Origin of the sequence: Frateuria sp. Soil773 (assembly GCF_001428405.1) — a bacterium.
GTDB lineage: Bacteria > Pseudomonadota > Gammaproteobacteria > Xanthomonadales > Rhodanobacteraceae > LMSL01.
In genome coordinates this window covers 55,333-67,624 of the sequence record NZ_LMSL01000010.1, presented here as the reverse complement: position 1 = coordinate 67,624, position 12,292 = coordinate 55,333, and the positions used below count along the sequence as shown (strand labels likewise).

The 12,292-nt window shown below is 69.0% G+C and carries 11 protein-coding genes; 7 read left to right on the top strand and 4 right to left on the bottom strand.

The window, feature by feature from the left end; translation table 11 throughout:
• The first annotated feature begins 10 nt into the window (after nucleotides 1-10).
• From ASG87_RS05370 to agaR, 3 genes are all read left to right on the top strand, one after another.
• Nucleotides 11-799, top strand: coding sequence for a fructose-bisphosphate aldolase (locus tag ASG87_RS05370; RefSeq protein ID WP_235499575.1), 789 nt, complete (start codon nucleotides 11-13; stop codon nucleotides 797-799).
• A gap of 304 nt (nucleotides 800-1,103) precedes the next feature.
• Complete coding sequence (locus ASG87_RS05365) at nucleotides 1,104-2,318, top strand: amidohydrolase family protein (protein WP_056001952.1); 1,215 nt, start codon at nucleotides 1,104-1,106, stop codon at nucleotides 2,316-2,318.
• Nucleotides 2,315-3,121, top strand: a complete 807-nt coding sequence (agaR, locus tag ASG87_RS05360; protein ID WP_056001949.1) for a transcriptional repressor AgaR — start codon at nucleotides 2,315-2,317, stop codon at nucleotides 3,119-3,121. Before ASG87_RS05365 ends, agaR begins: the two co-directional genes overlap by 4 nt.
• 299 nt (nucleotides 3,122-3,420) lie before the next feature.
• Here agaR and ASG87_RS05355 read toward each other — a convergent pair whose 3' ends face one another.
• Nucleotides 3,421-4,038, bottom strand: a complete 618-nt coding sequence (locus ASG87_RS05355; protein WP_056001946.1) for a class I SAM-dependent methyltransferase — start codon at nucleotides 4,036-4,038, stop codon at nucleotides 3,421-3,423.
• A gap of 114 nt (nucleotides 4,039-4,152) precedes the next feature.
• Between ASG87_RS05355 and ASG87_RS05350 the strand changes: the two genes are divergently transcribed.
• On the top strand, nucleotides 4,153-4,440 hold the full coding sequence (locus ASG87_RS05350) for a hypothetical protein (RefSeq protein WP_056001943.1): 288 nt from the start codon (nucleotides 4,153-4,155) through the stop codon (nucleotides 4,438-4,440).
• 149 nt (nucleotides 4,441-4,589) lie between these two features.
• Here the strand turns inward: ASG87_RS05350 and ASG87_RS05345 are convergent, their stop codons facing one another.
• From ASG87_RS05345 to ASG87_RS05335, 3 genes are read right to left on the bottom strand one after another with little or no spacing between them, the layout of a single operon-like run.
• Complete coding sequence (locus ASG87_RS05345; RefSeq protein ID WP_235499569.1) at nucleotides 4,590-5,039, bottom strand: DUF1579 family protein; 450 nt, start codon at nucleotides 5,037-5,039, stop codon at nucleotides 4,590-4,592.
• 3 nt (nucleotides 5,040-5,042) lie between these two features.
• Complete coding sequence (locus ASG87_RS05340; RefSeq protein ID WP_056001937.1) at nucleotides 5,043-5,972, bottom strand: sensor domain-containing protein; 930 nt, start codon at nucleotides 5,970-5,972, stop codon at nucleotides 5,043-5,045.
• A complete protein-coding gene (locus ASG87_RS05335) occupies nucleotides 5,972-6,334 on the bottom strand; it encodes a PadR family transcriptional regulator (protein ID WP_056001934.1) in 363 nt (120 codons plus the stop codon). Before ASG87_RS05335 ends, ASG87_RS05340 begins: the two co-directional genes overlap by 1 nt.
• A 503-nt stretch (nucleotides 6,335-6,837) precedes the next feature.
• On the opposite strand from ASG87_RS05335, the gene ASG87_RS05330 reads away from it, so the two are divergent.
• The 3 genes from ASG87_RS05330 to ASG87_RS05320 all read left to right on the top strand — a co-directional run bounded on the left by ASG87_RS05330 (nucleotide 6,838) and on the right by ASG87_RS05320 (nucleotide 12,138).
• Nucleotides 6,838-8,019: an efflux RND transporter periplasmic adaptor subunit gene (locus ASG87_RS05330; RefSeq protein WP_056001931.1), complete on the top strand. Its 1,182-nt coding sequence runs from the start codon at nucleotides 6,838-6,840 to the stop codon at nucleotides 8,017-8,019.
• 132 nt (nucleotides 8,020-8,151) lie between these two features.
• Nucleotides 8,152-11,280: an efflux RND transporter permease subunit gene (locus tag ASG87_RS05325; protein WP_056001926.1), complete on the top strand. Its 3,129-nt coding sequence runs from the start codon at nucleotides 8,152-8,154 to the stop codon at nucleotides 11,278-11,280.
• A gap of 234 nt (nucleotides 11,281-11,514) precedes the next feature.
• The gene (locus ASG87_RS05320) at nucleotides 11,515-12,138 is read left to right on the top strand and encodes a TetR/AcrR family transcriptional regulator (RefSeq protein ID WP_056001923.1); all 624 of its coding nucleotides are present in this window, start codon (nucleotides 11,515-11,517) and stop codon (nucleotides 12,136-12,138) included.
• Nucleotides 12,139-12,292: the final 154 nt, after the last annotated feature.

Below are 12,292 nucleotides of genomic sequence, written 5' to 3'. Positions count from 1 at the left end.
CAGCCTGCTGGTGCTGCCGCTGGACCAGGGCCTGGAGCACGGCCCGACCGACTTCTTTCCCCATCCGCCGGCCGTCGACCCGAGCTACCAGTTCGAGTTGGCCGAAGCCGGCGGCTTTTCTGCCATCGCGCTGGGCATCGGCCTGGCCGAGAAGTACATGACCGAGCACTGCGGCCGCGTGCCGCTGATCCTCAAGCTCAACGGCAAGACCAACATCCCCAGCGACGCCGAGGCCACCTCGCCGCTGTTCGCCTCGGTGGAGGACGCCGTGCGCCTGGGCGCCGACGCCGTGGGCTACACCATGTACGTGGGTTCGCCGCGCCAGCACGACGAGTTCCGCCAGTTCGAGCAGGTGCGCCGCGACTGCGAACGCTACGGCATGCCGCTGGTGCTGTGGTCGTACCCGCGCGGCAGCGCGGTCAACGCCAGGGGCGGCACCAACACGCTCTACGCGCAGGACTATGCCGCGCGCGTGGCGCTGGAGCTGGGCGCCGACATCGTCAAGCTGCACGAGCCGAACGACAGCGTGGCCAACGTGCCGGCGCCGTACGACAAGCTGCAGGAAGACTCCGCGACGCGCTGCGCCCGCGTGGTCCGCTCGGCCGGCCGCACCATGGTGCTGTTCTCCGGCGGCGAGAAGAACGACGACGACGCGGCAGTGCTGCGCAAGGTGGAGCACTACATGCAGAGCGGCGCCAGCGGCGTGATGTTCGGCCGCAACATGTGGCTGCGCCCGTTCGACCAGGCGGTGGCGCTGACCCGGCAGGTGCACGACATCATGGCGAAGTACCCGCGCTGAGGCCCGCGGCCTTCGCCGCCCCTGCCTCGCCGCCCATCGCCCGTCATTCCTGCGGCTCTAACGGCCGCAGGGCCGGTCAAGCAGAAGGCGCTTTTCAACAGCCGAAGGGCTGGTCATCCAGTGACCTTGGCTCCGGGTAGCCCATGAAAGGCGCACAGGCACTGGATCCCGGCTTTCGCCGGGATGACGGGCGTGCAGGGTTTCCGCAAGAAAAAGTAAGGCCGTACGCGGCTTTCCGCGGCCCACGACGCTTCCCGCGGTGTACTTTGTCCAGCGCAAGAAGCCTCGAACAGGTACTCGCACCATGACCCACCAGAAATCCTGCCTCTGCTGCGCCCCGCCCACCGGGGCCGGCACGGTACGCATCGAGGCCAGCGGCAAGAACCCGCTGCAAACCGCGCCCGACGCCAGCAAGGGCGGGCTGCGCCTGAAGGACTTCCAGCCGCGCAGCATGCTGCGCGTGCCGCAGACCCGCATCGAACAGCCGCGCTTCCCGGTGATCGACGTGCACGCCCACCTCACCTGGTCGAAGAACGTACGCAACGGCGTGTCGGTCGGCGAGGAGATCACCGTGTTCGCCACGCCGGAGGAACTGCTGCCGGTGATGGACCGCAAGGGCGTGCGCACCCTGGTGAACCTCACCGGCGGCACCGGCAAGGGGCTGGAGGAAAGCATCCGCCTGTTCGACCGGGCCGCGCCGGGGCGCTTCCTCACGCTTACCGAACCCTCGTTCGGGCTGTTCCCCGAGCCGGACTATCCGCAGCGCCAGGCCGACGCGATCGCGCACGCGCACCGGGTCGGCGCGCGCGGCCTGAAGCTGCTCAAGACCCTGGGCCTGTACCTGCGCGAGCGCATCGACGAAGGCCCGCTGGTGGGCGTGGACGACCGCCGCTTCGACCCGATGTGGGAAACGTGCGCAGGCCTGGGCATGCCGGTCTTCCTGCACGTCTCCGACCCGGAGGCGTTCTTCCTGCCCACCGACGAGACCAACGAGCGCTACGAGGAGCTGGCCAACCACCCGGACTGGTCGTTCTACGGCCCCGAATTCCCCAGCCACCAGGAGCTGATCGACGCGCGCAACCGCCTCATCGCGCGCCATCCCGGGACCACCTTCGTGCTGCTGCACGTGGGCAACAACGCCGAGAACCTGGCCGCCGTCAGCGACTGCCTGGAACGCTATCCCAACACCCTGGTGGACATCAGCGCGCGCATCGGCGAGCTGGGCCGCCAGCCGCGCATCGCGCAACGCTTCTTCGACCGCTTCCAGGACCGCATCCTGTTCGGCACCGACGCGGTGCCCTCCCCCTACGGCGACGACGTGCCGCAGCAGTTGTTCGGCGACGCGCTGTACGAGATCTACTACCGCTTCCTGGAAACCGAGGACGAATACTTCGACTACGCCCCGGCGCCGACTCCGCCGCAGGGGCGCTGGTCGATCTACGGGCTGGGGTTGTCTGACGCCATTCTCCGCAAGATATATCATGGCAACGCCGCCCGACTCCTAGACCTGCCCCCATGACCAAAGCCACCGCCGCCACGCCCTCGCGCCGCCTGCTGGTCGAGGAACGCCGACGCCTGATCGTCGACTTCGTGGAGGAGCAAGGAAGGGCCACCGTCGAGGAACTCGCCGCCCGGTTCGGCACTTCCGCCGTCACCATCCGCGGCGACCTGGAAGCGCTGGCGCGCAACTCCGCCATCGCGCGCTCCCACGGCGGCGCGCTGCCGGTCAACCCGCCCGCCGCCAGCGACACCCCGCTGAACATCAAGGAGACGCGCTGGCACGCGCAGAAGCTGCGCATCGGCAAGGCCGCGGCCAAGCTGATCCGCGACGGCGAGACCATCATCCTCGACTCCGGCTCCACCACGGTGGAGATCGCGCGGCAGATCCGCCAGATGAAGTTCGAGTCGATCACCGTGATCACCAACGCGCTGAACATCGCGCTGGAGCTGTCCGGCCTGCCGCAGATCCGCGTGATGATGCTGGGCGGCCTGCTGCGCCAGACCTCCTACTCGCTGGTCGGCCCTGACGCCGAGCAGGCGCTGGCCAAGCTGTCCGCCGACCGGCTGTTCCTAGGCGTCGACGGCCTCGACCCGGAAGTCGGCGTGACCACGCCCGACCCGCTGGAGGCTTCGCTCAACACGCTGATGATCCGCGTCTCGCGCGAGACCGTTGCCGTGCTCGACGCCAGCAAGCTCGGCCAGCGCAGCCTCTCGGTGATCACCCCGGTGCAGAACCTGCACGCTGTCATCACCGACACCAGCGCCCCGCCCGAGATGGTCGAGACGCTGCGCGGCGCCGGGGTGAAGGTCAGTTTGGTCTGAGAGCTTGTTTAAAGTCTCCCAGTATCCCTACGAAATCCCCTACGGAGCGTCATCCCAGCGAAAGCTGGGATCCAGTGCCTCTGAGGTTTGAGGGAAGGAGAAAGTCACTGGATTCCTGCCTTCGCAGGAATGACGAGTGGGGGAGCATGAGGGGATTCCAGTCTCCGACAAGGAGACTTCGAACAGGCTCTGCGAGCCGCGCCCATGCGCGGCTTCGACCACGGTCAATCCGCCGTCGATTCACCCTCTGCAGCGTGCAGTCGCTCCCTAGTGAAACCCGCCCCACGCCCTGGCGGATTTCAGCGTGACGCAGCCGGCAACTGCGCCCGCTCCAGCGCCGCGACGTGCCGCTCCAGCCGCGGCCCCAGGTAGCAGTGCGAGCCGCACGGCAGCAGGCCGGCGGCGCCGAAGGCGCGCAGGTACCAGGACGGCGCGCGCGACATGAAGCCTTCGCGGTCGCCGGCCACGTCGTCGCGGCTGGTGAACACTTCCAGGAAGGCGATGCCTTCGAGCATCTCGCCGATGCCGACCAGGCCGGCGCGGATCTCGGCCGGCTTCAGGTAGTGCAGCACGTCGGTGCACACGATCAGGTCGAAGCGCGTGTCGAAGCGCAGATGTTCGAGCTGGCCGAAGCGGGCCAGTCCGACGTTGCGGCTGCGGCCGTAGCGCGCCACCGCGTATTCGCTGGCGTCCAGGCCGCGGTAGTCGATGCCCGGTCGCAGCGCGCGCAGCGGCGCGCGCCAGGTCGCCTCGCCGCAGCCCACGTCGAGCACGTTGCGGATCGGCCGCGCCAGGTAGTACTCCGCCTGCGCCACCGCCATCGCCACCTTGCGCTTCAGTTCCGCCGGCGAACCGACCGCGTGCGCCGGGTCGCGGTACCACTTGTCGAAATAGTCGCGGTCGTAGCGCTTGGCCATGGCATCCTCCGGCAAACGCGCATGGTAACCGCGCACGCGGTTAACGCGGGAAACACCCGCCGCACACGCCGGACGTCGGAGCATGGCGGCACCGCCAGGTCCACGAGGCACGCCATGCCCATGATCCGCATCCGCCTGATCGGCAGCCGCGAAGAAGCCGACACCGTGATCTCCGCCCTGCACGGCATCGACGGGATCGAGCACGTGGAGGAGATCGACGATCTCGTCCCGCAGATGCGCGACGATTCCAGTTCCAGCGAACTGGTGGACGACAGCGAGGGCCACCTCTACACGATCGAGGTGGACGCCCCCGACGACCTGTACGCGGACGCCGTGCGCGGCGTCGCCGAGGTGGAGGCGAACCGGTTGAACGCCGGCATCGAGTTCGTCGAGGACGACTGACCCGCGCAGGCATCCGCGCCCCGTGCGGCTGCTTGCGGCAGGCAGCCGGAGCGCGGGCGTTGCAGGCCCTGCGCCAGGCGTTTCCGGGGCGCCTTCCACGCAAAGGCCCGGCCCGTCGCCGCGCTACCGGCACGAGGCCGGCGGCAGCGTCATCCGACGCGGCGGTAATCGCCGCTCATCAACCGTTCCCACTGCACGCCGCCGTCGAACGAGCAGTCCAGCGTGAGCCGGTACGACGAGGCATCCTGCAGCAGGTAGGTGTGCCGGGTCTGCCCGCGCGGCGAGCTGCGCAGGAACACCAGCCGGTCGCCGTCGCGGTGGCCGGGTGCCGGCCGTTCGGGAACGAAGCCGTAGCTGTCGAACCAGTACAGTGCGTATTCGCCGTCCGCGGCGCCGGCGGCGAGCACCGCATGCGCCTGCAGCGAAGGCTTGCCCTCGCGTTCCTCGCGGTAGTCCTGCAGCAGCACGCGGCCGCCGAGGTCGAGCCGGGCCACCACGTGGCCGACCGCCGGGCCGCCCGCGCCCCAGGGCGTGGTGGCGATCTGTTCGTCGCCACGCCATTCGCCGGCCAGCATCGTCAATAAGTCGTCCGTCGCCACGTCCTAAGCCCTCCGTTCGGTGCCGCGCACCAGCAGGTGCCTGGCGATCTGCCCTTGCAGCCGTCCCAGCCCGCGCACCAGGTGCAACGTGGCGAACAGCAGCACGATGCCGAGTATGCACATCGCCAGCGCGTCGCCCAAGCCGGGCACGTGCTCCCCGAAGCCCCAGTCCACCACGATCTGCCTGCCCACGAACAGGTCGTTCAGCCCCAGGCCGCCGAACGCCATCGCCACCGGCGTTCCCAGCAGGGCCAGCGACACGGCGAGCAGCGACACCGTAGCCGAGAAATAGAAGACGCCCAGCGGCAGCATCAGCAGCATGTACAGCAACGTGCTCCAGCTACGCACGTCGGTGAACATCGCGCCGATGCGCTTGAGCAGCGGCTGCCCCTGCATCGGGTACGGCGGCCGGCGCGGCATGCGCACGCCGAGCATCACCTCGACGATGCGCCCCTCCAGCAGCGACAGCGCGCGCACCGAGCCGAAGAACAGCACGATGAACGGCAGGCCGACGATCAGCACCGACAACCCGGCCGACAGCGAAATGCCGGTCACCGCCCAGGTGAAGTAGAAGATGCCCGTGGCCAGCGCCAGCAGCATGTAGAACAGCGCGCCGTAGGTATGCGGATCGGCGGCGACGCCGAAGAAGCGCCCGGCCAGCGAGCGGCGCCTGGGCACCGGCGGCGGCCGCAGCGCGCGCTGGATGCGGACCTCCTGGTCGCGGTAGATCTCGGCCACCTCGTCGGGTGCGCCGTAGCTGCCGACGACGTGTTCGAGCATCGCCGCCTCGCTGCGCTGCGGCTGTTCGGCCAGCTCGGCGCGCAGGTGCTCCTCGGCGTCGTACAGGGCGTCCTGGATCAGCGCCGGGTCCGCGCCGTGCAGCGCGTCGCGCAACTGCTGGAGATATCCGGCGATCGTGCGTGGGGTGTTCATCACAGCTCTCCCTGTAGGACCTTGTCGACCGAGTCGCGGGTGGCGTTCCAGGCGGCCACCCATTCGCGCAGCACCTCGCGCCCGGGCCGGGTGATGCGGTAGTAGCGGCGCGGCGGCCCGCTCACCGACGGCTCGACCTCGCTGGCGAGCAGGCCTGCCGCCTCAAGGTTGCGCAGTACCGGATAGAGCGCGCTCTGCTTGCCGGCCAGCGCGCCCTCGCCCAGCTCCTCCAGCCGCTTGGCGATCTGGTAGCCGTAGAGCGGCTGGCGCGAGCGCCCGAGCACCGCCAGCAGGACCAGCGAGACGGTGCCGGCGGAAAGCTCTTTCTGGAATTTCTTCAGCAGGCTGGCGGTCTCGTCCACGGGGCTCTCCCGAACGGCTGGATGCTTTCGACTGAACAGTATTGTGAAGTTAGCAATATTGCATGGGTATGAAGTCATGCCGGCAGCGCGATGGGAACGCCGACGCCTGCAAGCCGGAACGCGCCCAGGCATCGGCGGACGAGCGCATGCCCGGCCATGCGGCAGCCATGGCGCCTTGCCTCGCCCGACCGATCGGTTCCGTGCCTGCCGGCTGCGGTCGCTGCACGCACGCCGCAGCCCTCTCCGAGCCTCCGATCTGCGCGCCAAGCCTCGATCCGTCGAGGCATCGACTATGGGTTTGCCCGGAGACATGGCTGGGCAAAGCCTGGGAATCCGAAAAAATCCCATTTCCTATCAATCGGTTGAAAGAAATCGCACGAACCCTCTAGTCACGCCCCTTGCAAGGTGGTTGACTGTCACGCCATTTCAGTTCAAAAATGAGAATGATCGTTCACTCTCAATTCCCCTTCACTCCCCCTTCCCCACGGGGACAAGGCCATCTCATGGACTTCGCACGCACATTCCCGCGCCCGCTGCTGGCGGGCGTACTGGTTTCCGCCGCGCTGGCATTGGCCGCCTGCCGTGCGCCGGCCGGGCAGCCCCAGGGTGGCCCGGCCGAGGTCACCGTGGTCACGCTCAAGCCGCAGCCGGTCACCGTCACCCGCGAACTGCCGGGGCGCACCAGCGCCTTCCTGGTCGCCGAGGTGCGCCCGCAGGTGAACGGCATCGTCAAGCAGCGCCTGTTCACCGAGGGCGCGATGGTGAAGGCGGGTCAGCCTCTCTACCAGTTGGAAGACGCGCAGTACCGCGCCGAGCGCAACAACGCCAAGGCCGCGCTGGCCAAGGCCGAGGCCGCGATGCACACGGCCCAGCTCTACGCCAAACGCACCAGCCAGCTGGCGCGCACCCACGCGGTGAGCAGGCAGGACGACGAGAACGCCACCGCCGCGTGGCGGCAGGCCGAGGCGGACGTGGCCGCGGCGCAGGCATCGATGGAAAGCACCGGGGTCACGCTGGGCTTCGCGCGCATCGTGTCGCCGATCGCCGGGCGCATCGGCAAGTCCAGCGTGACGCAGGGCGCCCTGGTTACGGCCAACCAGGCCGAGCCGATGGCGCGCGTGCAGCAGTTGGACCCGGTGTACGTGGACGTGACCCAGTCCAGCGGCGAGCTGCTGGCGCTGCGCAAGCAGATCGCCGCCGGCGCCCTGAAGGAGGCCGACGGCACCCCGGTGAAGATCCTGCTGGAGGACGGCAGCCGCTATCCGCACGACGGCAAGCTGCAGTTCTCCGACGTCAGCGTGGACCCCACCACGGGCAGCTTCGCGTTGCGCGTGGTGGTGCCCAACCCCGATGACGTGCTGTTGCCGGGCATGTACGTGCGCGCGGTGGTGGACATGGGCACCAACCCGCAGGCGCTGCTGGTGCCGCAGGCGGGCATCGCGCGCGACCCCAAGGGCGGCGCCACCGCGATGGTGGTGGACGGCCAGGGCAAGGCCGCGCTGCGCGAAGTGCAGGTGAGCCGCACCGTCGGCGACCAGTGGCTGGTGGAAGGCGGCCTGGCGGCCGGCGACAAGGTGATCGTGGAAGGGCTGCAGATGATCCAGCCCGGCATGCCGGTGCATGCCAGCGAAGCGGGCGTCCATGGCGCCAAGGCGGCGGGCACGCAGGCAGCCGCGCCCCATTGACGAGTGGATCGGGATGAGAAGTGAGAAACGAGAAGTGAGAAGCGAGTGGAAGCGGAAGGTCTGCGCTTCACCCGTCTCTCGCCTCTCCCCGCGTTCCACTGAAGCCAAAGCAGGCTCTTAGGAATTCCAGACATGGCCAGGTTCTTCATCGATCGCCCCATCTTCGCGTGGGTGATCGCCATCATCGTGATGATGGCAGGCGCGCTCTCGCTGCTGCGCCTGCCGGTGTCGCAGTACCCGGTGATCGCGCCGCCGCAGGTGACGATCAATGCCAGCTACCCCGGCGCCTCGGCGCAGGCGGCGGAAGATTCGGTGACGCAGATCATCGAGCAGAACATGAAGGGCCTGGACGGCCTGCTCTACATGTCCGCCACCAGCGATTCCGACGGCTCGGTGCAGGTGACGCTCACCTTCGAGAACGGCACCGACCCCGACATCGCCCAGGTGCAGGTGCAGAACAAGCTGCAGCTCGCCACGCCGCTGCTGCCGCAGATCGTGCAGCAGCAGGGCATCAACGTGGTCAAGTCCAACTCCGGCTTCCTGATGGTGGTGGGCTTCGTGTCCGAGGACGGCCGCCTCGGCGGCGAGGACATCTCCGACTTCGTCACCGCCAACCTGGTGGACCCGCTCAGCCGCGTGGCCGGGGTGGGCAACATCGAGGTGTTCGGCTCCAAGTACGCCATGCGCATCTGGCTCGACCCGAACAAGCTCGACACCTACAAGCTGACGCCGGCCGAAGTGGCGGCGGCGCTGCGAGCGCAGAACCAGCAGGTGGCGGTGGGCCAGATCGGCGGCAACCCGGCGGTGAAGGGCCAGCAGATCAACGCCACGGTGATCGCGCAGCAGCGCCTGCAGACGCCGGAGCAGTTCCGCGACATCGTGATCCGCAGCAACACCGACGGCTCGGTGCTCACCCTGGGCGACGTGGCGCGCGTGGAACTGGGCCTGCAGGACTACGGCTCGGCCAGCAAGTACAACGGCAAGTCGGCCACCGGCATCGCGATCTCGCTCACCACCGGCGCCAACGCGCTGGCCACGGCCGGGCGCGTGAAGGACGCGCTCAGGCAGATGGAGCCCTCGTTCCCGCGCGGGGTGAAGTCGGTGATCGCGTTCGACACCACGCCCTTCGTGAGGGTGTCGATCGAGGGCGTGATCAAGACCCTGCTCGAGGCGATCGTGCTGGTGTTCCTGGTGATGTACCTGTTCCTGCAGAACTTCCGCGCCACGCTGATCCCCACCATCGCGGTGCCGGTGGTGCTGCTGGGCACGTTCGGCGTGCTGGCCGCCACCGGCTACTCGATCAACATGCTCACCATGTTCGCCATGGTGCTGGCGATCGGCCTGCTGGTGGACGACGCCATCGTGGTGGTGGAGAACGTGGAGCGCGTGATGAGCGAGGAAGGGCTCTCGCCGCTGGAAGCCACGCGCAAGTCGATGTCGCAGATCACCGGCGCGCTGGTGGGCATCGCCCTGGTGCTGTCGGCGGTGTTCGTGCCGATGGCCTTCCTGAGCGGTTCCACCGGCGTGATCTACCGGCAGTTCTCGGTGACCATCGTGTCCTCGATGGCGCTGTCGGTGCTGGTGGCGATCGTGCTGACGCCGGCGCTGTGCGCCACCCTGCTCAAGCCCGTCGCCAAGGGCCACCACGCCTCCGAGCGCGGCTTCTTCGGCTGGTTCAACCGCCGCTTCGACCAGGGCACGCGCAAGTACCAGGGCGCGGTGGGCGCGATCGTCGCGCGGGGCCGGCGCTTCCTGCTGGTGTTCGCGGTCATGAGCGCGGCGATGGTGGCGGTGTTCCTTCGCCTGCCGACCTCGTTCCTGCCGATGGAGGACCAGGGCTTCCTGTTCACCATGGTGCAGGCGCCGGTGGGCGCCACCACCGAGCGCACCGGCCACGTGGTGGACCGCGTGGAGAAGCACTTCATGGCCGACCCGGCGGTGGAATCGCTGTTCTCGGTGCAGGGCTTCAGCTTCGCCGGCGGCGGCCAGAACGCGGCCATGGCCTTCGTGCAGCTGAAGGACTGGAGCCGGCGCCACGGCGGCGACCTCAGCCTGGACGCGGTGACCGGCCGCGCCATGGGCGCGTTCAGCCAGTACAAGGACGCGCTGGTGTTCGCCTTCGCGCCGCCGGCGGTGCCGGAGCTGGGCAACTCGGCCGGCTTCGACTTCTACCTGAAGGACGAGGCCAGCCTGGGCCACGAGGCCCTGGTGGCGGCGCGCAACCAGTTCCTGCAGGCGGCGGCGCAGAGCAAGCTGCTGGCCAACGTGCGCGCCAACGGCCAGGACGACACGCCGCAGTTCCGCATCGACGTGGATTACAGGAAGGCCGCGGCGCAGGGCCTGTCCATCGGCGACCTCAACGACACCTTGTCGATGGCCTGGGGCGGCCAGTACGTCGACGACTTCATGGACCGCGGCCGGGTGAAGCGCGTGTTCGTGCAGGCCGACGCGCCGTTCCGCATGGCGCCGGAGGATTTCGACAGATGGTCGGTGCGCAACGCCAGCGGCGCGATGGTGCCGTTCCGCGCCTTCGCCAGCACGCGCTGGGACTACGGTTCGCCGCGCCTGGAACGCTACAACGGCGCCCCGGCCATGCAGATCAACGGCGAGGCCGCGCCGGGCGTCAGCTCGGGCAGCGCCATGGCCGAGGTCGAGAAGCTGGTGGCGAAGCTGCCGCGCGGCATCGGCATGGAATGGACCGGCCAGTCATACCAGGAGCGCGAGGCCGGCTCGCAGGCGCCGCTGCTGTACACGCTGTCGGTGCTGGTGGTGTTCCTGTGCCTGGCCGCGCTGTACGAGAGCTGGTCGATCCCCACCGCGGTGCTGCTGGTGGCGCCGCTGGGCATCCTCGGCACCGTGACCGCGGCGTATTTCGCCGGGCTGGACCGCGACGTGTATTTCCAGGTGGCGATGCTCACCACGGTAGGCCTGTCGAGCAAGAACGCGATCCTGATCGTGGAGTTCGCCAAGGAGAACCTGGAGAAAGGCATGGAGCTGGTCGCCGCGACGCTGCTGGCGGTACGCATGCGCCTGCGCCCGATCCTGATGACCTCGCTGGCCTTCGGCCTGGGCGTGCTGCCGCTGGCGCTGGCTACCGGCGCCGGCTCGGGCGCGCAGCGCGCCATCGGCACCGGCGTGCTGGGCGGCATGGTCGCCGGCACCGCGCTGGGCGTCTTCTTCGTGCCGCTGTTCTTCGTGACGGTGCAGCGCCTGTTCGGCAGGAAAAACGCGGCCAGGACACCGGCGGCGACGCATGAGTAAGCCGGCCCATGCCGCGGACGGCGCCCTCGGCGGCTGCGCCGGGATCATGCCGACTGGCGCGGCGACGCGGGTGCGCGAGCCGTCGTGCGCTCGTTGCCGCGCCCGGCGCCGCAACCGTCGGGCGCCGATGGATTCGCCGCGCGCGCGGCGACGGCCGGGCGGGATGCGGTTGGCAGAACAGGCCGATCGGGTCACCCTGTGCGGGGTATCCGGCGGAGGGAACGAACGCGCACCATGATCCACGACGAGAAAAGCACCAGGAAGCCCCTGAGCGGGCGCGTCAAGGCCCAGCGCGAACGCATCCTGACCGCCGCGCAGGACTGCTTCGTCAAGCACGGTTTCCACGCCGCGAGCATGGCCAGCATCGCCGAGACGGCCGGGATGAGCGCCGGCCTGATCTATCGCTACTTCCCCAACAAGAGCGCCATCGTGCTGGCCATCATCGAGCGCCAGACCGAGATCGAGCTGGAGGACATGCGCCAGTTCAGCGCCGCGACGGACCCGACCGAGGCGCTGGTCGAAACCTTCGCCGCCTGGAGCCGGCCCGAGCCCGGGATGCGCATCATGAACGCCGCGCTGTTCCTGGAGGCCAGCGCGGAGGCCACCCGCGACGAAGCGGTGGCCAAGGCCATGCAGCAGGTCGACGAGCTGTACTACCACGAACTCCAGTCGCTGATGGCGCGGCCGGCGGCGCAAGGCGGCTTCGGCATGCCGGCCGAAACCGCCCGCCGCCGCTCGCTGGTGCTGCTGTGCCTGGTGGAAGGCCTCGCCGTGCGCGCCACGCGCGACCCGGGCCTCGACCTCGATTGGCTGCGCGCGGCGCTGGGCGAGGTGATGCCGCATCTCGTCGGGAAGTAAGGTCGCAACCTTGCCGCAGGACACGGACCTTCGCCGTCCGCATGGCGAGGTGGCGCAGGCACGGGCTTCGTTCGGCCCGAAGCGGACAGGCTGGCCGAGATTCGCCGCAGACTCTCCCTGGGCATTGTCGATTTCCGGCCGTTTGTTTCGTCGT

What these genes read in the sequence shown, in the direction of transcription:
- ASG87_RS05320 (WP_056001923.1), top strand. Translation starts at nt 11,515, where the DNA reads ATGATCCACGACGAGAAAAGCACCAGGAAGCCCCTGAGCGGGCGCGTC.
- ASG87_RS05350 (WP_056001943.1), top strand. Translation starts at nt 4,153, where the DNA reads ATGCCCATGATCCGCATCCGCCTGATCGGCAGCCGCGAAGAAGCCGAC.
- ASG87_RS05355 (WP_056001946.1), bottom strand. Translation starts at nt 4,038, where the DNA reads ATGGCCAAGCGCTACGACCGCGACTATTTCGACAAGTGGTACCGCGAC.
- agaR (WP_056001949.1), top strand. Translation starts at nt 2,315, where the DNA reads ATGACCAAAGCCACCGCCGCCACGCCCTCGCGCCGCCTGCTGGTCGAG.
- ASG87_RS05365 (WP_056001952.1), top strand. Translation starts at nt 1,104, where the DNA reads ATGACCCACCAGAAATCCTGCCTCTGCTGCGCCCCGCCCACCGGGGCC.
- ASG87_RS05340 (WP_056001937.1), bottom strand. Translation starts at nt 5,972, where the DNA reads ATGAACACCCCACGCACGATCGCCGGATATCTCCAGCAGTTGCGCGAC.
- ASG87_RS05325 (WP_056001926.1), top strand. Translation starts at nt 8,152, where the DNA reads ATGGCCAGGTTCTTCATCGATCGCCCCATCTTCGCGTGGGTGATCGCC.
- ASG87_RS05330 (WP_056001931.1), top strand. Translation starts at nt 6,838, where the DNA reads ATGGACTTCGCACGCACATTCCCGCGCCCGCTGCTGGCGGGCGTACTG.